20 protein-coding genes and 1 pseudogene are annotated in these 19942 nt (G+C 57.2%); 14 read left to right on the top strand and 7 right to left on the bottom strand.

The window, feature by feature from the left end; genetic code table 11:
• Position 1 precedes the first annotated feature (1 nt).
• The 4 genes from FHT71_RS07180 to groES all read right to left on the bottom strand — a co-directional run bounded on the left by FHT71_RS07180 (position 2) and on the right by groES (position 3931).
• Positions 2–1096 (bottom strand): glycosyltransferase family 4 protein, encoded by a 1095-nt coding sequence (locus FHT71_RS07180; RefSeq protein WP_183719353.1) that lies wholly within the window; start codon positions 1094–1096, stop codon positions 2–4.
• An 87-nt stretch (positions 1097–1183) separates the two neighbouring features.
• On the bottom strand, positions 1184–1609 hold the full coding sequence (locus FHT71_RS07185) for a hypothetical protein (protein ID WP_183719355.1): 426 nt from the start codon (positions 1607–1609) through the stop codon (positions 1184–1186).
• Between the two features lie 331 nt (positions 1610–1940).
• Complete coding sequence (gene groL, locus FHT71_RS07190) at positions 1941–3569, bottom strand: chaperonin GroEL (RefSeq protein ID WP_132588921.1); 1629 nt, start codon at positions 3567–3569, stop codon at positions 1941–1943.
• A 47-nt stretch (positions 3570–3616) separates the two neighbouring features.
• Positions 3617–3931, bottom strand: a complete 315-nt coding sequence (gene groES, locus FHT71_RS07195) for a co-chaperone GroES (protein WP_132588922.1) — start codon at positions 3929–3931, stop codon at positions 3617–3619.
• A 280-nt stretch (positions 3932–4211) separates the two neighbouring features.
• Between groES and FHT71_RS07200 the strand changes: the two genes are divergently transcribed.
• The 3 genes from FHT71_RS07200 (at position 4212) to FHT71_RS07210 (ending at position 5868) form a co-directional block, all read left to right on the top strand.
• Positions 4212–4484 carry an usg protein gene (locus FHT71_RS07200; protein WP_132588924.1) on the top strand — a complete coding sequence of 91 codons (273 nt, stop codon included), beginning with the start codon at positions 4212–4214 and terminating at the stop codon, positions 4482–4484.
• 537 nt (positions 4485–5021) lie between these two features.
• Positions 5022–5498 carry an Hsp20 family protein gene (locus FHT71_RS07205; RefSeq protein ID WP_132588925.1) on the top strand — a complete coding sequence of 159 codons (477 nt, stop codon included), beginning with the start codon at positions 5022–5024 and terminating at the stop codon, positions 5496–5498.
• Between the two features lie 70 nt (positions 5499–5568).
• Entirely contained in the window at positions 5569–5868 is a 300-nt protein-coding gene (locus FHT71_RS07210) for a DUF982 domain-containing protein (protein WP_132588926.1), read from the top strand.
• Between the two features lie 389 nt (positions 5869–6257).
• On the opposite strand, the pseudogene FHT71_RS31450 reads toward FHT71_RS07210, so the two are convergent.
• Positions 6258–6380, bottom strand: a pseudogene (locus tag FHT71_RS31450) (NTP-binding protein); the annotation flags it as partial.
• Between the two features lie 726 nt (positions 6381–7106).
• On the opposite strand from FHT71_RS31450, the gene FHT71_RS07215 reads away from it, so the two are divergent.
• From FHT71_RS07215 to FHT71_RS07250, 8 genes are all read left to right on the top strand, one after another.
• Positions 7107–7304 carry a hypothetical protein gene (locus FHT71_RS07215; RefSeq protein WP_165933053.1) on the top strand — a complete coding sequence of 66 codons (198 nt, stop codon included), beginning with the start codon at positions 7107–7109 and terminating at the stop codon, positions 7302–7304.
• A gap of 98 nt (positions 7305–7402) precedes the next feature.
• Positions 7403–7699: a DUF982 domain-containing protein gene (locus FHT71_RS07220; RefSeq protein ID WP_132588928.1), complete on the top strand. Its 297-nt coding sequence runs from the start codon at positions 7403–7405 to the stop codon at positions 7697–7699.
• A gap of 777 nt (positions 7700–8476) precedes the next feature.
• Positions 8477–8944 (top strand): MEKHLA domain-containing protein, encoded by a 468-nt coding sequence (locus tag FHT71_RS07225; protein ID WP_132588929.1) that lies wholly within the window; start codon positions 8477–8479, stop codon positions 8942–8944.
• A gap of 136 nt (positions 8945–9080) precedes the next feature.
• Positions 9081–10226: an extracellular solute-binding protein gene (locus tag FHT71_RS07230; protein ID WP_132588930.1), complete on the top strand. Its 1146-nt coding sequence runs from the start codon at positions 9081–9083 to the stop codon at positions 10224–10226.
• An 11-nt stretch (positions 10227–10237) separates the two neighbouring features.
• Positions 10238–11116 (top strand): ABC transporter permease subunit, encoded by an 879-nt coding sequence (locus FHT71_RS07235; RefSeq protein ID WP_245505420.1) that lies wholly within the window; start codon positions 10238–10240, stop codon positions 11114–11116.
• Entirely contained in the window at positions 11116–11940 is an 825-nt protein-coding gene (locus tag FHT71_RS07240) for an ABC transporter permease subunit (RefSeq protein ID WP_132588932.1), read from the top strand. The genes FHT71_RS07235 and FHT71_RS07240 overlap by 1 nt, the downstream gene beginning before the upstream one ends.
• Before the next feature lie 37 nt (positions 11941–11977).
• Entirely contained in the window at positions 11978–13057 is a 1080-nt protein-coding gene (locus tag FHT71_RS07245) for an ABC transporter ATP-binding protein (protein WP_132588933.1), read from the top strand.
• Positions 13050–13901 (top strand): glycerophosphodiester phosphodiesterase, encoded by an 852-nt coding sequence (locus tag FHT71_RS07250; RefSeq protein ID WP_132588934.1) that lies wholly within the window; start codon positions 13050–13052, stop codon positions 13899–13901. Before FHT71_RS07245 ends, FHT71_RS07250 begins: the two co-directional genes overlap by 8 nt.
• Here FHT71_RS07250 and FHT71_RS07255 read toward each other — a convergent pair.
• The gene (locus tag FHT71_RS07255) at positions 13892–14737 is read right to left on the bottom strand and encodes an inositol monophosphatase family protein (RefSeq protein ID WP_132588935.1); all 846 of its coding nucleotides are present in this window, start codon (positions 14735–14737) and stop codon (positions 13892–13894) included. The two genes, FHT71_RS07250 and FHT71_RS07255, sit on opposite strands and share 10 nt — an antisense overlap.
• A 162-nt stretch (positions 14738–14899) precedes the next feature.
• Positions 14900–15481, bottom strand: coding sequence for a L,D-transpeptidase (locus tag FHT71_RS07260; protein ID WP_132588936.1), 582 nt, complete (start codon positions 15479–15481; stop codon positions 14900–14902).
• Between the two features lie 1073 nt (positions 15482–16554).
• Between FHT71_RS07260 and FHT71_RS07265 the strand changes: the two genes are divergently transcribed.
• The 3 genes from FHT71_RS07265 (at position 16555) to FHT71_RS07275 (ending at position 19939) form a co-directional block, all read left to right on the top strand.
• Positions 16555–18147 carry a peptidase domain-containing ABC transporter gene (locus FHT71_RS07265; RefSeq protein ID WP_246717971.1) on the top strand — a complete coding sequence of 531 codons (1593 nt, stop codon included), beginning with the start codon at positions 16555–16557 and terminating at the stop codon, positions 18145–18147.
• On the top strand, positions 18144–19460 hold the full coding sequence (locus FHT71_RS07270; RefSeq protein ID WP_132588937.1) for an HlyD family type I secretion periplasmic adaptor subunit: 1317 nt from the start codon (positions 18144–18146) through the stop codon (positions 19458–19460). Before FHT71_RS07265 ends, FHT71_RS07270 begins: the two co-directional genes overlap by 4 nt.
• Before the next feature lie 206 nt (positions 19461–19666).
• Positions 19667–19939 carry a hypothetical protein gene (locus FHT71_RS07275; protein WP_132588938.1) on the top strand — a complete coding sequence of 91 codons (273 nt, stop codon included), beginning with the start codon at positions 19667–19669 and terminating at the stop codon, positions 19937–19939.
• Positions 19940–19942: the final 3 nt, after the last annotated feature.

Below are 19942 nucleotides of genomic sequence, written 5' to 3' on the forward strand. Positions count from 1 at the left end.
CTCAGGCGACCACCTGCAGGTCGAGTGGCTGCCCATTCGACCGGCGAAGTGGAGCGGCTTTGGTACGGACGCCGGGTAGGTTGCGGTAGAGGTCGAGGTAGTCGCGCGCCATCCGTTCCGCGGTGAAGCGCTTCTCGAATGTGGCCCGCACTCTGCGGCGATCAATCCGAAGCGCCCATTCGACGTTCTCGGCCGCCTCGGTGACGCTGTCGACCATAAGGCCGGACACGCCGTTGTCGATCACCTCCGGAACCGAGCCGCAGCCGAAGGCGATGACCGGGGTGCCGCAAGCCATTGCCTCGATCATCACCAGTCCGAACGGCTCCGGCCAATCGATCGGAAAAAGCAAGGCTCCAGCATTTCCAAGGAACGCTGCTTTCTGATGCTCATTGATCTCGCCGAGGAACTCGACATTGGAATGACGTTTCACCATCGGCTCGACGACCGTTTCCCAGTAGGCCCGGTCGGCATTGTCGATCTTGGCGGCGATCTTCAGCTGCATGCCGACTTTTGCCGCGATCTCTATGGCGCGATCGGGTCGCTTTTCTGGCGAAATGCGCCCGAGAAACGCGAGGTAATTGCCCTTTGGTTTTTCCGTGAAGGGCAGCAGATCGGCGGGTAGACCGTGGTAAACCGTCCCCGCCCAGTTGACCGGTGGCATAGGCCGGCGCTGGTCATTGGAGATCGATACGAGCGGAATATCTGCGAAGGCCTGGTAGAAGGGCTTGAGATCCGGCAGATCGAGACGGCCGTGCAAGGTCGTCAACGTGCGGTCGGCAAAATCCCGGATCAGCGGGAAATGCAATAGATCGATGTGGAAATGCAGCACGTCGAACTCATGGGCGCGGCGGCGAATTTCCTCAAGCATCACGACCTGATGCGGCAGGTGGTCCTTGATCGCCGGGTTGAGCCGCAGCGCAAGGTCGCAGCAGGGCACCAGTCTTGCATCTGTGACGGAGTCGCCACTGGCAAAGAGCGTGACGTCATGGCCCTGTGCAACAAGCTCTTCGGTGAGATAGAAGACAATCCGCTCCGTTCCTCCATAGAGTTTGGGCGGAACGCTTTCGGCGAGCGGTGCGATCTGAGCGATCTTCATCGGCAAAACCTCCTCAAGTGAGCAAAGAATCGTCGGTAAAAATCTTCTCCGCGTCCGAAACAGGCACGCGGCGGTCAGAGGGAATGGCTAGATCTCGAATGGTTGCTTGCGACGCCCTCCTTTCCAGTAGCTGCACAGGCCGAAGCCGCCGCCAGATCGGTGCGACAGGGGTCTGCGGCGGCGGCTTTTGCTGTCATTAAAGAAAACCATAGGCTTCTGCGTCGACGTGCTTTGATCGTCATCATCGAGGGCCTTCAAGGCCGCAAGAACCTCATCATAGGCGACGATCCGTTGCGTACCCGGATAACTTCGCCAGGCCGGCATGGATTCGATTGCACATATATCGGACGCCCATGAGGCCAGAATGGCCCGCTTCTCGTCCTTGCTGATATTGCCCGCCATCAGCACGTCGCGGGGATGATCGAAATGCATTTCCGGGTGCAACAGATGAGCGGCGCTGGTCGCGGCTACGGCATCGTGCTGGGATTTAATATTGTTGCTGTCCTTTCTCATCTCCTGGCTCCATGGATAAATAGATGGCACCTGGATTCCTTTTTTCGCGGCTCAGTAAGATGCGCCGCGATCATCATGAGTTCTCGGTATCTCGGCTACTCTTATCGCCTCTGACAAAAGTGTGTCGCGGTCTCGCACGCCCTTATTGTATAATCTGGCGACCGTTATCGTCAGCGTTCCGATAGCGGTTGGATTGTCCGCTATGCCCGTCATCCGGACAATCTCCCTAAGGACACCTGCGCATAGACGTGCATCTTCTTTTGACGGCAAGCTCATGTTTTACTCCGCAGGTGGCTCGCCCCCTCGAACAGGGGCGAGCCAGAATGATCGTTTAGAAATCCATGCCGGCGCCGGCGGGGATCGCCGGAGCGGCTTCCTTCTTGGGCTTTTCGGCGATCATGGCCTCCGTCGTTACCAGCAGGCCGGCAACGGAGGCTGCATCCTGAAGCGCGGTGCGCACGACCTTGGCCGGATCGATAACGCCCTGCGCATAGAGATCGCCATACTCTCCGGTCTGGGCATTCCAGCCGTAGGAGAAGTCGGACTTTTCGCGCAGCTTGCCGACGATGATCGAACCTTCGGCGCCGGAATTCTCGGCGATCTGACGGACAGGTGCCTCGATTGCGCGACGGACGATCTCGACGCCGACCCGCTGATCCCGGTTGGCCGTGTTGAGATTGTCGAGCGCTTTGACGGCCCGCAGCAGCGCGACGCCGCCACCCGGTAGAATGCCTTCCTCGACGGCCGCACGGGTGGCATGCAGCGCATCGTCGACGCGGTCCTTCTTTTCCTTCACTTCGACTTCCGTCGAACCGCCGACGCGGATGACGGCAACGCCGCCGGCGAGCTTGGCGAGGCGTTCCTGCAGTTTCTCGCGGTCATAATCGGAGGTGGTTTCCTCGATCTGCGCGCGGATCTGGGCAACGCGGCCGTCGATCTCGGCCTTGGAGCCGACGCCATCGATGATCGTGGTGTTTTCCTTCTCGATCGCGATCTTCTTGGCACGGCCAAGCATGTTCAGCGTCACGTTCTCCAGCTTGACACCGAGGTCTTCGGAAATGACAGTGCCGCCTGTCAAAATAGCGATGTCTTCCAGCATGGCCTTGCGGCGGTCACCGAAGCCCGGAGCCTTGACGGCAGCGATCTTCAGGCCGCCACGCAGCTTGTTGACGACGAGCGTGGCGAGAGCCTCGCCTTCGACGTCTTCGGCAATGATAAGGAGCGGCTTGCCGGACTGCACGACGGCTTCGAGAACCGGTAGCATCGATTGCAGGTTCGAAAGCTTCTTCTCGTGGATGAGGATATAAGGATCCTCGAACTCGACGCGCATCTTCTCGGCATTGGTGACGAAGTAAGGGCTGAGGTAGCCGCGGTCGAACTGCATGCCTTCGACGACTTGGAGTTCGGTTTCGGCCGTCTTGGCTTCCTCGACGGTGATGACGCCCTCGTTGCCAACCTTTTCCATTGCCTCGGCAAGGTAACGGCCGATCTCTTCGTCGCCATTGGCCGAAATCGTGCCGACCTGGGCGATCTCCGAATTGTGGGAGATCTTGCGCGCGTTGGTCTTCAGTTCGTTGACCACGGCGTCGACGGCAAGGTCGATGCCGCGCTTCAGGTCCATCGGGTTCATGCCGGACGCCACCGCCTTGGCGCCTTCCTTGACGATCGCCTGGGCGAGAACGGTCGCGGTGGTCGTGCCGTCGCCGGCGCGATCATTGGTCTTGGAGGCGACTTCGCGCAGCATCTGGGCGCCCATGTTCTCGAACTTGTCTTCCAGTTCGATTTCCTTGGCGACCGAAACGCCGTCCTTGGTTATGCGCGGTGCGCCGAAGGACTTGTCGATAACGACGTTGCGGCCTTTCGGGCCAAGCGTCACCTTCACAGCATTGGCAAGCACATCGACCCCACGCAGCATGCGTTCACGGGCATCGGTGTGGAACTTGACTTCTTTCGCAGCCATTTCTTTAACTCCTCAATAGGCAGCTAATTTAACTGATCGGTCGGCCTTCAGGCGGCCTGCTTCTGCTCTGCCGGGGCTTCGATGATGCCCATGACATCGCTTTCTTTCATGATCAGCAGGTCTTCGCCGTTGATCTTGATCTCGGTGCCGGACCATTTGCCGAACAGGATGCGATCGCCAGCCTTGACGTCGAGCGGCTGGACCTGGCCGGCATCGTTACGCGCGCCGGGTCCGACGGCGATGACCTCGCCTTCCTGCGGTTTTTCCTTAGCGGTATCGGGAATGATGATTCCGCCCTTGGTTTTCTCTTCGGACTCAACCCGGCGGACAAGAATGCGATCATGAAGCGGTCGGAACGACATGTTTTCCTCCGATGGACAAACAATGATGACGTTGTTCCCCTGGCCGGACCGGATGACCAGTCCGGGTGGGTGCAAAACCTCAGTCGAGCGTTTTGCGCAAAATGATCTGGTTTGGCGGTTTTTTGATTTCAAGAGGTCAAAACAAAAAAATCAGCACTCCTCGGAGGCGGCTGCTAACTTTCTGGAAAGAAACAAGAACCTGGCCTCGAGCGTCTAAAAATTCGTTGATGGCCGCAAAAAATTACGCCACGTTCAGGCTGTCACGAAACGGAGATGAAGCATGCGATTTTCATCGGATCTGGAGCGTCAGCTCAACGGTTATGGCCTTACCACCGCGCATATCCTCTACCGCATTCCCGATTTCGAATCCGTCCTTCAGACTTATGTCTGGCAGGATTACGATCTGGCTCCCGATTTCCCTGAGATGCAGAAGTTCCTCAATTACTGGCAGGCCAACCTCGACGGGCCGCTGCATTCCGTCCGCTATACGCATCAGCGCCTGATCGGACCGAACGAATGGTGCCGCGTCGAAGGCGAGTTCAAGCTGCACTGAGACTTGAATCCGGATTTTTCGTTTCCTGGTTCTTTTTCCGACCGAGGCTTGATGAGCTCGGCAGCACGTCATCCCGGTCTCCGTTTGACGATGTCAAAAGCGAGTCGGGATCGCGCAAGCCAGTTGCTCCCAGCGCTGCAAAATAGAATTGAGTGGCAAAGCCTCGAAGCATCGGAGCACCAGAGATGGCCTGAAGACGAGATCGCTGATTGTGCCGTTGAAGGGTAAGCGTTGTTTTTCTGCGCAGCCCACGTTTGATTGCCGGCTTTGAATTCCGCAGTTGGACCGACGGCGGCAATCTGCGCCCGCCTGTTGTGAAAGCCTGCGCGATATACAGAATATAGCTGCAGGTTAGGAGCTCGATCGAGTGGTTCGCTAGGACTGAAGACACCCAAATTTTTCTCAGGCGCAGCCCTTGAATCCGAAATTCTCAAAAACCAAATCGATAGCTGCCAGCCGCTGAGGATAGGGCTGGCCTTGCTGGAAGCGCCATCTTTCGGCGCTCCGTACCCATGTTGCTTCAAGGAGGATATGGCTATGGCAACATCCTACGACTATGCACCGCTGTTCCGATCCAGCGTCGGTTTCGATCGGGTCTTCAATCTCCTCGAAAATGCTCAGCGCGCCCGCTCGATCAGCGACTGGCCGCCCTATGACATTGTCAAGACCGGCGATGACAGCTATCGGATTTCGATAGCGGTGGCAGGTTTCGCTCAAGACGATCTCGACATCACATTCCAGTCCAACCTTCTGATCGTGGCCGGCAAGAAGCAGGAGGCGGCTGCCGAAGCCTACCTTCATCGCGGCATAGCCGGCCGGCCGTTCGAACACCGGTTCGAGCTCGCCGACCATGTTAGGGTGAACGGAGCGGATCTAAAGAACGGTCTCCTGTCCGTGGATCTCGTTCGTGAGGTTCCCGAGGAAATGAAGCCGCGGAAAATCGCCATCGAGACTGCGCCGACTGTTGAGCCGTCGGCTCCTTGCGCGCAGATCGACGCGCAGAAGGCCGCTTAAGCAGAACCCATCAAGGAGGGCGTCGCGGCGGCGGCGCCCGTCAACATCGCGGGTTGGGAAGGAGAGCGTAATGAAACCCGATATGTTCAAAGAGCCAGTTTCTATTCTTGTCGGCCTCGGCTTTCCGGCGGAGGTTCGCAGCGTGATGGACGCCTACCGGCATCTCGTCGAGTGGCCGGCGGCGCTCAGAGATAACGCGCACTCAGTTGCGCTTAAGGCGTGTGGAGCTGCGCTGCGCGGTGAAATCGAAGCGGAGACCGCCCGCGGCCTATTTGCCGCCTTTGCGGAGAAACACGAGCTGCTGGCTCCGGAAACCAACGTCAACGTTGCGTCTCGCCTGCGACGGGACAGGGATCCGCACGTACGCTGAGGTAAATCCGATGATGGACAACATGTTGGAGCAGGCTGCCAGCAATGCCATGACGATCGGGCAAACAGTTCTAGCGCCGCAAGGGCTGCTGTTTCGACGGCCAATCGATGTGGTAAGGGCGCCAGCACTTTCTGCCTGTCGACGATAAGCGAACGATCCTCGCGGCATGGGCTTCGGACTTTTATGCGATCGATTCGACCGATCGCCATGAAGAGTTTTAACCCGCCGCGAAACAGATCAAGCACGATCGCGCTCCCGGCACTCGTTAAGGCGGCCGCGCGTTTCGCCACGGTCGCGACGGTTCAACGGAGTGAGGATGTTCTTCGAGTTTATCGGTGCGAGTGCGCATTGGGGTAAATCTCCACTGTGCCGCCAGCCTAAGGCTTCCAGCGGCGATGGGCGTCGGTCGCGACATCGTGCTCGATCCACCGCGGGACGCGGATACAAGCGATCCGTTCCTCTCGATCGCGGTCGAGATACGGCCGCACGTGTTCAAACAGATGATCCGTCACGGGCTACCAGTCCTCCACCGGTAGCCGACGCTTCGGGCGTGCCGGATGTTCGGTGGGATCCGGTGCTTGTGGCCCCATGGCTTCGTACGGCTTTGCGGCCGGGGCAGCGTGCGCGTTGCGCACTGCGCACACGCAGCTGACGCTTTGTGGGTTTCGCGGCTGCCGCAATTGCCGTGATCTCACGCCGTATGACGTTTGTCGGTTTGAAATCACAAACTAAAAGCCACAGAGGTTGACAACGTCGAAGCCGGAGAGCCAGTCCTGCGCAGCAACGCTAGGGCCTCCAATGAATGGGTAGCCAAAACCGAGCAGGAACGAACCCGTCCCTGGTGGTTGACGCCTTCTATGGCGGAGAACGTCAAACCTTGCGACGATAAGACCGGACGAACGTACGTCATTTCTCACTTCGCACCTGCGGTAATTGTCATACGATTTAAAACGCTAAATAATGACAAAAATCAGTTGCTTGCTCGAATTTTCTCGACTACGTTTTTGCAGAAGAGTTCCGAAATATAGGTCCTTGCCGACGATACTCAGCCGTGGTTTGACCCCGCTTGAGGGAGGATGGTGACGTTGTTTGTCCGACTTCGTTTCTTCGCAATGGTGCAGCGAGCGCCTGATCTCGTCTTGATCCGATACCGACCTACGACGGCAATCTGACGCGTCGTAAATCCGTTATCCACTTTTCTAAGATGGTGCTCCCGTGTGGCGTGCCCGAGGTTTGTCATGCAAAAGCAAGCTGTCGTATTTAACGGTCAGGAAGTTGGGATCGCGGTTCCTGTCGAGAACCGCCTCAAGTTCATCGCTGTCCGGTTCAATGTCATCGGCCTGGACAACAGGCTCTTCGACACGGTTACCGAAATCCGGCGCGCGATTATAGAGCACCTGGCGTCTGATGAGCGACGTGCGATCACTTCGCACTGAATGCCGAAACGCTTTGCGCTATCAGCAGGGGACTTTGAGCTCCAATAGGCGGCCAATAACTCCTGTTTGCCAAACAGGCCCAACCAGGGAGAGATATAGTGGCACTTGACTTGTTTGATGCGCCGATTTTTGCGCAGCGTAAGCACTTTATCCAGGAAATCGCGGGCCTGGACGACGTGTTCGATTTTCTCGATGAATGGCCGACCAGCAAGCGAGATTTGACCTACGAAACGGTCGTGAAAGTTGTCCGGGAAGCCGCCTGCAGGGAACGCCCAATCGCCGTCGCGAAAGAGCGTTTCAGGCAATTTCTGAAGAGCCACGAGCAGTTTGTCAGCGTCGAAGATGTGCCTGCGCGTTTCCAGCAGTTGTCCGATGGCAATCTCGGGGGTACTTGAACTGACAGATCGCGGTCGTCGCCTCTGCTTACGTCCCCCCTTCTTTGTACGATATCGAACGGGACCGTAAGTGTAGTGCTCACGCAACGAACGTTTACAGCCCGAAGCTCCGGTTTGCGAGCCCATGCACGGGTGGGGTGCCCAGCCGCGCGATGCCTGCCGGCAAGAACCTGAAGCCTTGCAGACGGGGCGAGACCTAATTCATCTGACCTGCGCCGTTCTGGCCAGCCATTGCTGGCCGGACAAACTCCGCGGCTAGGCAAGGGATGGTGTTCAGCGAGCTCCAAAGGTCGCTCTGTAGATTGTTGGGTTCCGAGCAGGCGCGCCGTCGTTCGTGCCAATTTTCTACACTGCGCGAGCTTGTTAATTGGATATTCAGCATGTCTACAGGCGCGTTAAGCGCAGTCTCAGCGCTCGCTGTAAGTCCATGGTTGAGTGAGTCTTCAACCAATCTATCGGTCGTGAGCACGTGAACCCACCTTTTGATGAGACCGCCCTGGGAAGGGAGTTTGATCTTTTCGCAGCTGAATTGACCATGCTGCCAAGGTCACCGGAGATCACTGCGCTGGAACTCCGCTTTGCCCTGTTGCGAGAAGCTGTGGCAATGCGTCTTGCAGAACCGAGCCGAATAACCGTTGAGTTGCCTTCATCGCTATTTGACGCCTAGAATCCTTGTCGGATCACACTTTGGCGTATGGTGGTCCTGCCCCTTCGGTGGTCTTAACAATTCATTCGACGATGATGTTCATCGATTATCTAGAGACGGTGGAATGAGGAGTGGAAAGCAAGCTGCCTGAACCAGTCGATCTGGCTGCGGACTTGGAGTTCTTCAAGCTGTTGACCGATAGCTTTCACCGGCTCGTCGGCAAGGCGCTTGTTCAACCGGGGCAGGGCCCCGACTGGCTCTATCGTGAAGCGCCTTTTGTCGTTCTGGTCCACAATACGGATCCTGATCCGCGCTTCATTTATGCCAATATCGCCGCCCAGACGCGCTTCGAATATACGTGGGATGAGTTCACGAAGCTGCCGTCGCGCTTGTCTGCCGAGGCTCCGGATCGAAAAGAACGGCAATTGCTTCTCGATGCCGTCGAACGTCAAGGCTATGTCGCGGACTACCGGGGCTTGCGCGTCACCAAGTCTGGAAAACACTTCTGGATGGAGAATGGAATTGTCTGGCAGTTGCTTGATGAGCGCGGCAGGTCGCGAGGCCAAGCAGCAGCTTTTTCCAACTGGACCGATGTCTAATCGGCTTCACCGCGCCGCCATCGCGACAATGGCTTGCACAGCTGTGCAATTTATCGCTGAGATCGCCCCGCTGTCATGACTCTGTTACGCTTAAGGCGTAGCACGGCCTTCTACATCCGAGCCAATGGAGAGGGCTATGAACAGACGCGATTTCCTTGTCACCACCACCGCAGCCGCGGGCATGCTGATGCTGCCACGCCTTGCATCGGCCGCGACAACGACGATCGATCTCTACAGCGGATCGGACGCGAACATTATCGATTTCTGGAATAACATCGTTCGCCCGGCTTTCGAAAAGGCTCATCCGGATCTGGTCGTGAAGATCACCGACGCCGGTGACAACACTGGCTTGCGCGCGATTGCAGACCGCGCCCTTGCGGCGCTAAAGACGAAGACGGATCCGCAAGCCGATATCTTTGAGCATTTTGATCCTCGCCTTCCACCAGCTGGCGCGGAGGCCGGTCTATGGGTGGAGTTCTCCGCGCAGAACATCGAAGGGTTTGACCACGTCAACCCGTTGGCGGTCGACAGCAAGTATTCTCTCCCTTATCGCGGATCGCAGGTGCTGCTCGCCTATGACAAGACCAAGCTCGATCCGAAGGATGCTCCGAAGAGCTGGGAGCAACTGTCGGCGTGGATCAAGGCCAATCCGGGCCAGTTCATCTACAACCGCCCCGATAAGGGCGGTTCCGGCGGAAACTTCGTGCGCCGCGCAATTCATGAAGCCAACGGCAGTGACCCGAAGAAGTTCACGATCGACAACTTCACAGCCGACTACGCCAACCAGACGTTGACGCCAGCCTGGGCGCTTCTTAACGATCTGGCCCCGTCGCTTTACGAAAAGGGCGCCTATACGGCCGGAAACACGCAGTCGATCCAGCTTCTTGCGCAAGGCGTCGTAACAATGACGCCAGTCTGGTCCGACCAGGTGTTGCAAGCGATTTTTCAGGGCGTGCTGCCGGAAACGACTGGCCTCGTCCAGCTGGGTGACCTGGCGCTCTGCGGTGGCTTTTCTCGCATGACGATATTTTCGAATGGCGCCAACAAAGACGCAGCGATGAAGCTTGCGGCCTTCCTGCTGACCAAGGAGATGCAGGAAGCGATCATCACCGAAATCGGCGGCTTCCCCGGCGTCTCCTGGGATCACATTTCGGATGAGCTGCGCCAGAAGTATGCGGACGTCATTCCGGCGACGATCCCCACCTTCCCGGCTGGTGACTGGGAAACCACCATCAACGACGGCTGGTATCGCAACGTCGCGCCGGGCATCAGCCGCACCTGATGCGCAGGTCCATGACACTTCCGCCGCTGGCGCGGCTTTGTGCGCCGGCGAGTGGGCAGGGCTGGGTGGGGCTTCCGTTGGTTGCCCTGCCTGTGCTTCTTCTGGCTTGGTTGATCCTTTACCCGATCCTGTCGGCGGTGGCGAGCACGGTCTTCGTCGCCCAACCGGACGGAGCATCGGTGCTTTCGTTGGCCTCCTACCGCTTCTTCTTCAGCGACCAGTACAGTCGTGCCAATCTTTGGATCACGCTTTGGACGACGCTGGTTTGCGGCGTTCTGCTGCTGGCCATCGGTCTGCCGATCGCGCTCTACCTTCGCTTTTCTCGTGGGCCGCTCTGCGCCTATGTGCAAGGGCTCGCCATCTTCCCGATGTTCGTGCCGTCGATCATCCTGTCCTACGCGCTCATCCGCACCATTGGTCCAAACGGCGCCGTCGACGTGCTGCTGAATGCGGTCGGATTACCAAAGCTGCCATCCCCCTATCTGACGCCATGGGGACCGGTCATTGGGCTCGTCTGGGACAACCTGCCGCTCACGGTCCTGATGCTCACGGCGGGGTTGGGCAATATTCCGAAGAGCTCAATCGAGGCAGCGCGCGATGTCGGTGCTTCGCCACTACGCGTCTTCTTGTCGATCATCATGCCGCGAATGGGCAATTCGCTGCTCGTCACGACCTCTTTTGCGATCCTCGGTATCTTCTCTTCCTTCACGCTCCCTTATCTTCTCGGGCCGGCTTCACCAGAGATGATGGGTCCCTTCATGCAGCGGACGTTCTCGGACATGAACGACCCCGTCAACGCCCTGACGCAGGCGGTTATCGCTTTCGGCTTTTGCCTCGTATTCGGGATATTCTACGTGCGCTCTATCGCCCGAAACAGGGGAGGCGTGTGATGAAGCCTGTAAGGCTTGCCGTCGCGGAGGCGGATTGGATCGGCGCCTTGCTGGCATTGCTGTTGACGCTGTTTATCGCTTTGCCGCTCATTGTTGTCGGAACCTGGGCCTTCAGCGAAGTCTGGCGCTACCCCTTCGTGATCCCGCAACAATTCGGACTTCGCTACTGGTCGCTGACATTGTCGCGAACCGATGTCTGGGAGGCCCTTTTCCTCAGCCTGCGCTTGGCAACCACTGTGACAATTCTTTCCGCCGTCATTTGTCTTCCCGCCGCCTATGCCTTCGCGCGCATGAAGTTTCCGGGCAGGAATGTCCTTTTTCTGTCGTTCCTCGCCTCGCATGCATTTCCGAAATTCGGGCTCTTGGTCGCAATTGCTGGCATCTTTTTGCAAATCGGGCTGATCAGCACGTTCTGGGGCGTCGTCCTCATCCAGCTGGTAGGAACCTTGATGCTGATGATCTGGATTCCGGTCGCTGCCTTCCAAAACGTCGATCGCCGGATGGAGGAGGCCGCGCGCGATGCCGGGGCCGCCCCTTTGCGCGTCTTCTGGTCGATTACGCTGCCGCAAGCGGCGCCGACGATTGTAGCGGCCGTCTTGCTGACTTTTGTCGGGACGTTCTACGAAACAGAGGGGGCATGGCTGATCGGAGCGCCGGAAATCCGAACGATGCCGGTGCTGATGGTCACCTTCATCAACAATCAGATCGTCGTTCAATACGGCGCCGTGCTCTCAGTGATGCTGTGGGTTCCCTCTTTTGTCGCGCTCATGTTTGCTCGCAGGGTGGTCGGCACAGGAACCTTCGCAAAGGGGTTGGGGGCATGAGGCTCATTGCGGCGAATGAAGCCAGGAAGGGATTCACATGGCACGCTTGACCATAAAGGGCGTCTCGAAGAGCTTCGGCGCCTCCCATGCCGTTCGCGATGTCTCGCTCGATGTCGAAGACGGCGAACTGGTCTGCCTGCTTGGTCCTTCCGGCTCGGGCAAGTCGACGTTGTTGCGCATGATTGGCGGCTTCGAAGCGCCGACTGCGGGAAGCATCCTGATCGATGCAAAGGATGTTACGTCAATGCCGCCGGAAAAGCGGCCGACAGGGATGGTGTTCCAGAGCCATGCGCTGTGGACGCACATGGACGTCTTCAACAACATTGCGTTCGGTCTCAACCTTCGCCGCCTGCCGAGAGCAGAGATCCGGGAACGCGCCGAACAGGCGCTGGCGCTCGTCGGCCTTGCCGACTACGGCAAACGCATGACCACGCAGCTGTCTGGTGGTCAGCAGCAACGTGTAGCGCTTGCCCGCTCGCTTGTCCTCGAACCCAAGATCCTTCTGCTCGACGAACCCTTCGCAAGCCTCGACCAGCACTTGCGCGAGCGGTTGCGCGAGGAGGTGCGTGATATCCAGCAACGGCTTGGCATTACCACGCTCTTCGTCACGCACGGGCAGGACGAGGCGCTGGCGCTTGCTGACCGGATCGTCGTCATGCGTGATGGTCGCACCGAGCAGATCGGGCCGCCCGATCGTATCTATCGAGAACCAGAGACGGAATTCGTCGCCGGGTTCATCGGTTCGATGAACTTCATTCGCACGACTGTGAAGGGCGGTTTGAGCCAGCATGCAGCCTTTGCGCTCCCGGTTCCCGTTGCAGACGGCGAGGTCGTGCTTGCCGTTCGGCCCGAAGCCCTCTCGCTTGCCGTGACGAAGGGTGCAGCTAGCGGCATCGTTCATCGCAGCATCGATTTTGGCACCCATAAGGTCGTCGATGTCGATCTCGCCGACGGAACAAGGTTGAAGGTAATGACATCGAGCGACAGCGACTGGACAAAGGGCGCGCCGGTGGAGCCAGTGGCCGCGGCCTTCAGGGCGTTCCGCGACAATCGGCTTGTCTACGAATTCGCCCCCGTATCGGCTCGACAAAACGACAGGGTGTTTGGGCATGCTTGAAGGCCGCGGAATTGCAATTGAAAGAGCGGGGCATCGCACCTGGCTGAAGTGGCACCGCGGCCACCGTTTTGCCGGTGATATTTCCTTTACAGGCGAGCGCATCGTTGAAGGTATGGAACTCGGGGCAAGCGTCGAGATCGATCTTGTGCGCTTTGGCGGGGTTGGCTTCGCTGTTTTGCATGACGAGACCCTTGACGCGGCGACAACAGGGTCGGGTCCGGTTCGCGAGGCGTCCGAGGCCTATTTGCGTGGCCTTTATCTACGGGATCCTTTCGGGGCGCCAAGTGGGCACAAGGTCATGATGCTTGGCGATCTTGCGCAACTTCTGGCTCAGATCAACCGGGATCCTGGCGCTGTGTTGCAGCTTGACCTCAAGGAGAGTTCAAACACCATACGCGACGTTGACATTGCCGCGTTTACGGCAGCCATTTCGCCGGTCGCGGGGACCGTCATCCTCTCAGGCGGCGATTCGGTTGCCGTCGCGCGGCTATCAACGGCTGTGCCTGACATGGCAATCGGCTACGACCCATGTCACGGTGGCGCTATCGAAAGGTTGATGGAAACCCGCGATTTCGCAGGCTTCGTTGCTGACGCTCAACGCGCCGTGCCCCGCGCACGGATGATCTATCTCGATCGCCGCCTGGTATTCTTCGCCGATCAGGCCGGCTATGATCTGATCGGTGCTTTTCATGATGCTGGACGGGTCGTTGACGCCTACACGATCAACGCGGCCGTTCCATCCGCCCTGCCGGGCGTCAGGCGCCTTATCGAGCTGAAGGCTGACCAGATCACGACGGATGACCCGGTCGGCCTGGATCGGCTTCTGATGGAAGATCAGGCCTGAAAGCCTTCAACGAGCCAGGGGTGTAGAACCCGGTTGCCAGCAAGGATGTCTCCGTTTGAGGTGACGGGCCCACCATTGAAAGCGGAAACCACGCCACCCGCTTCGTGCACCAGCAAGGCGGAAGCGCCATAATCGTGCATTGAGAGACCATCCTCGAAGAAGCCGTCCAGGCGGCCACAGGCGACATAGGCGATCGATAATGCCGCTGAACCAAGCCTGCGCACGCCAGCGGTGGTTGCCATCAACCGCTTGAGCGCGTTGAAATAGACGTCCTCGGGCACGGCCTTGAGTTGACCCGGAATCGGCAAGCCAGCCCCGACGAGAACGTCTTCGATCCCCTTGGAACTCACGCACCGGATCCTCTCGCCGTTCAGGTACGATCCGCCGCCGAGCTCCGCACTGAAGAGCTCATCCAGCATTGCGTCATAGACGACGCCGGCGACGATCTCAGCGCCTTCGACGATCGAGATCGTCATGCCGAAATGCGGGATGCCCCAGGCGAAATTTGTCGTCCCGTCGATTGGATCGATGTAGATGACAGGCACGCCATCCTTTGCATTCCGGTTGCCAACCGCTTCCTCGCCTTTGATCGCGTAGGAGGGAAAGGACCTGTTCACTTCGTCGACGATGATCTGCTCGACGGCAATGTCGATCTCGGTCTGATAATCCCTTTGCGCTTTTGCCACCAACTCGCCATCCAAGCGACGGCGCAGCGATGAGCGCGCTTTAGCGCCTCCGATAAGAACAGCTTCGGCTAATGCCGCCAGGCGCGGAGAGGCAGTTGGTGAGATGCGGGAGGACGCAGGAGAGAATTCGGCGGGATTTGGATTCGACATCGTTGTCAGGTCATGGCAGGCTCGTATGAAACTTTGATGACGAAAACGCCGGCTCCAGCGTTGGCGCTCTCCTGCAGCGGTGGCATTGGCAAAGAGCGTCCAGACGCCAGACAGCCCTTGGCGATCGAGGCTCTATGTGCCCGACACGTGGGTTTGGCAGTATCACCGCTGGACGATCACACGGGTTCCCGGTCGGACCATATCGTAAAGCTCCTCGACATCTTCCCGGTACATGCGAAAACATCCGCTCGATGCGTTGGTGCCGATGGAAGATGGGTCGTTGGTACCGTGGATACGCAGCAAGCCGTCGGCAAGATAGATGGCGCGTGTACCGAGCGGATTGGAAGGCCCCGGCTTCACGACTACGGGCAGCCTCGGGTTCTTCCGGCGCATGCTCGCCGTCGGTCGCCACTCGGGATGTCTGCGCTTCGACGTGACATGTGTCGTACCGTACCATTGTTTTCCCTCGCGCCCGACAGCAATCGGATAGGCGAGCTGCTCGCCTCGAGGCGTCGTATAGACCAGCGTGTGCTCCCGCGTGGCAATGACAATTGTTCCCCCGCCGCTTCTCGTTCGGCGTTGGCGCTCCGGCATTGGCTCGCCATAGTCGGGTGGGGGGCCATATGGCCCATACGGGTCATAGTAGCCATAATCGCCGTAGTCGTCATACGGTCCGTAAATCTGGGCCTGAGCCTGAAAGGCAATAAGCAAAAGCGCTGTTGCAAATAGAGCCAGGAGTTTCATTTCAGCTATCCGCTTGTTTTACAAGCAAGATAGCCTCGAAATCTATGGCGGCATTGTGGCGACCGTTGTTCTGACTATGGGGGCAAAGCGCAAGATGATGTGACCGCCTCGCCGCCGGCCTATCTCTCTGATTTATCCTGCTAAAACAGCGAAAGGTCTTTCAGTGCTTCAGCGCGGCGATCATCGACGAACTGCAGGTCATTCTCTCCGAATGGAATCCCCAAAGCTGATTGGAGCCTATCTCTTCGGCAGCACGGTCAATGATGGGGGGCTCGTTTCAATCCGGAGGCCGGGGACCTCGACGTCATCGTCGTCCTGGATTGGGATAGGGTGCCTCCCGGCGCCCCTGATCTTCCCGAGAAAAACTCACGCAAGATAAAGTGGGTGCCGATGGCGATCGCAGCTCATGAGGTCGCAAACCGCGCGCTCGGCGGGGGTACTCGGTGACGTTGTTTCGCCCTTCCGATGCATGCCTCGAGCGCCGCTGAACGGAAAAGCTCAAGGCAGTCGCTGATAAGGCCGTTGAACTGCTACCCATATTTCCACGCACATTCTATTAGCCTTATTCGGTCCCTGATGTGCACCCCGAATTTGGGCCAGCGGGAGCTGGAATTTTCCGGGGTTAAGGCTCAGTTCGGCGGGGGTGCCGATGAGCCGTTCATGAGCGAAATCGGCACCTTGTTGCCGATCGCGTTGTGTGGCCGAAACTCGTTATAGATCCTATGCAAGCTCGCCGCGGAGCTTGACAATTCGTCTCGCTTTTCCACGGAGGATGATCATGAGCGCACACACGCGCGCCGGATCGAGACCTTCCAGTCTGCCTTGATCGTGTCGACATCCCTGATTTGCTATCAGGCCGAAAATGCTCAAATGGGGATTGTTAGCATCTTGTTGGCGATAGGCTCGACTACCCTATTGCGCGGATTAACGAAACATCATACTCCCGATATACTTGTTTTCTGAAATATCTCGCGCTATTGGGGAATTAAGTGCATCGTTCTCAGGGCCTACCGGCTCCGTTGTCATGGTTCTTCCAGTCGACATTTCGCTATTCGCCACTGATGGCTGAGCTCATGCTTTTAGCTATCGCGATCCGCTTGCTGGGCATTGTTCAACCATTTGTTTTTCAGGCAATAATTGATCGGGTCCTACCGTTCCAGCGCGAAGCCACTTTACTGCTGATCGTCGCGATTTTGGTCGCAACCACGATCTTTGTTGCTATATTGGACATCATCGTCGGCTACCTGAGCGCCTTTGTCGCCAACCAACTGACGGCCGAATTCGCGAGAAGAATCTTAAACCATGTCCTGAATCTCAGATTGTCGTTCTTGCAAAGGTGGCAGGTAGGCGAAACATTGGCGCGGATCGGCGAAATCGACGTTGTGCGCGCGTTCCTGACCACGACCGTCAGTGGCGTGGTGCTCGATGTCTTATTTGCACTCGTTTATGTTGGCGCCCTGCTGTCAATAAGTCCGTTGCTTACGCTTATCGTTGTCGTTGCGTTGCCTCTGCAGGCAGCAGGCTTTGCCATTTTCGGTCCCTTTATCCGAAAACGCATGCAGGACACGTTCCTAGCGGAGACTGTCTACCAATCGCGCCTCGTCGAAGTGATTGGAAATCTTGTGACCGTCAAGGCAATGTCGTCCGAGGCGGCCCACGAAGATGCGTTGCATGCTGCATTAAGCGACGGGTTAGCCCGGCGTTTTGATACGACCAAGCTAACCTTATTGAGTGACGCCCTACGTGAAGTACTCAGCAACGGAACAGTGATACTCATTATTTTCGTAGGCTCCACGCTTGTGCTGAATAGTACGATCACGCTGGGAGAGCTCATTGCCTTTCACCTACTGGCCGACAAGATATCAGGGCCCATTCTCTCGCTGTCGACTGTTTGGGAACATTGGCTGGGCTTGAAAGTTGCCCGATATCGCCTGGGGGATCTCCTTAATCATCCGGCCGAGAATGCGGACGAACGGCCGCTTCTCCGCTTGGAGGGGCGTCCAAGAATTCAATTGGAAGCCGTGTCCTTCGCCTACACACCTGAACAGCCGATTCTCAGTTCATACGATCTATGCATTACAGGCGACCGACCAACGCTTCTTGTGGGACCTTCAGGATGCGGCAAGTCAACACTCGGAAAGCTGATTTGCGGACTTTATCAAGCCGACGCCGGCACGGTACTGATTAATCGGCAGGAGCTCCACGACTTTGACCCTGCAAGCGTACGGCGGAAGGTGACCTATATGCCGCAGGAGCCAGCGCTGTTCACCGGTTCCATCCGCGAGAACCTGCTCATGGCGGATAGCAGCGCATCGGAAGAGGATCTGATATCGGCGATCAAAAGCAGTGGCTGTGAGCGTTTTGTCAGCAGCTTTCCCAACGGTTTGGAGCACCAGGTTGGAGAGGGAGGACGTTATTTGTCGGGAGGCCAGCGCCAGCGGCTCGCGTTGGCAAGGGCGTTGATTCCCAAGCCGGCGGTTCTGATTTTGGACGAACCGACGAGTGCACTCGATGAAGCTTCAGCGCAAATTATCGTAGAGACGTTGAATAACCTAAGGTCGATGATGACCCTTGTCATCATCACACACAGTCCGGATCTCCTCGGATCGGACGTCACCATTATCGATCTGGCAAACGCCGGACAGCCCCCCACAGAGCAGACATGACGACGTATACGGTAGCCGCACCGGTCTCACCAACCGTCAGGGCAACAGGATGGACATTGCTGACGATACTCACTCTCGTGATCATCGGAAGCATGGTTTTCCGGGTCGAGATTGTTGCGCGGGGCGAAGGCCGAATTATTCCCGTCTCTCGTGTGCAGTCGATCCAATCTGCCTACAAAGGCAAAATCACCAACATCCAGGTCGGCGAAGGTGATTTTGTAAAGGCAGGAACACCTTTAATTATGTTGGATTCCGCGGACGCGGAAAGCAATGTGCGGCGCGTCCGGGTCAATCTTGACAACGCGCTGCAAGAGCAGGCGGTCGCATCGGCTATCCTTGCCCCGCTAAGTGTGGGCGATACGTTTTCTTTGGAAGACGTGACAGAACCTGTTTCGTTCGTTGCGGGCCTGACAGACGCATCGCAGCAGTCTGCGGAAGCGCTGGCTGTCGCAACTCTGAACTCTATCAGGGACGAAGCCCGTCAGCTTGATTCCGATTGGCGCAAACTCGTGCTTTCGCGGAAAGTGGCCGAGGCACGATTGGCGAATGCCAAAGCCGACTCAAATATTGTTTCCGACAAATTCAGGTCTGTTGCGTCGCTGGAAAGACAAGGGGTCATCAGCCGGTCGGACTATCTCGACCGGCTGCGTCAGACTACTGCCGCACAGGGTGAGGTGACGGTGGCCGAACGCACGATCGAGGAATTGGCGGCGGCAGAGGAATCAAACCGACGGGAACGTCAGATGCTCGTGTCATCGAATTTGATGAAGTACAGAAAGCAGCTCAATGACTCGACCAACGCGATCGCAAGTCTGCAGGCCGAACTGAATGCCGCCGAGAACGTCCTTCGAAACATGACGCTTACCGCCCCAATTGACGGTGTGGTTGAGAACCTCACCACTTTTACGGTGGGTGGTTTCCTCGATGAGGGAACGGTCGTGATGCGTTTGGTCCCGGAAAGCTCTCCCTTGGAGATTGAAGCTTTCTTCGACAACCGCGATATCGGTTTTCTATCTCGCGGACAAAAAGCCTACGTAAAATTCGACGCATTTCCATCCGAGAGATTTGGGATTGTCAACGCGAACGTCAGTGCTGTGGGTGCCGATGCCCGCGAAGATCCCGTTGCAAGAAAATGGATTTATGCTGCCCGGCTTCGACTGGAGCGGGCGTACATTGTCGTGGGCCATGAGAAGCTCAAATTTACTTCCGGCATGACAGCCAAAGTCGATGTTATCACCGGCGACCGACGGATCATTAGCTATTTCTTTGATCCTATCGTTAAAGTTCTTCAGGACGCATTTGGGGAACGCTAATAGTCTTATTAGGAGTTGTATCCATTTTGCGCGAAAATCTAAAAAACTAAACTTATAAGGGCATTTTCCAATTGACAGATGAACAGAAATTGAAAGAATCGCTCTGGTTGCGCAGAACGAGGCTTATTCATGCTCCATTGGGATTAGCTACTTTAACATAATTCAACTTTTCCGAGTTGAAACATACCTACGAAGGAAGCCTCTCAATGAAACGTGTATCGTCCAAAATTGCCCTCTTGGTCCTGCTTGCAGCCGTCAATGTATCGCCCGTCTTCGCGGCCGACGCAGCCAAACCAAAAGGAGGGGCGCAGGAACAGACCGAAAGCATGAAAGATTTCATAAAGGCCAATCCGGACTGCCTGGAAATGAATGATCAATGCTCATTCTGCTCGGTCGTGGATGGAGAGGCTGAATGCTCCACGCCTCAAATCGCATGCGTAAAGCGAAAATATCAGTGCACGATGCGATCAAGCAAATAGAAG

Origin of the sequence: Rhizobium sp. BK060, assembly GCF_014193145.1 — a bacterium.
Taxonomy (GTDB): domain Bacteria; phylum Pseudomonadota; class Alphaproteobacteria; order Rhizobiales; family Rhizobiaceae; genus Rhizobium.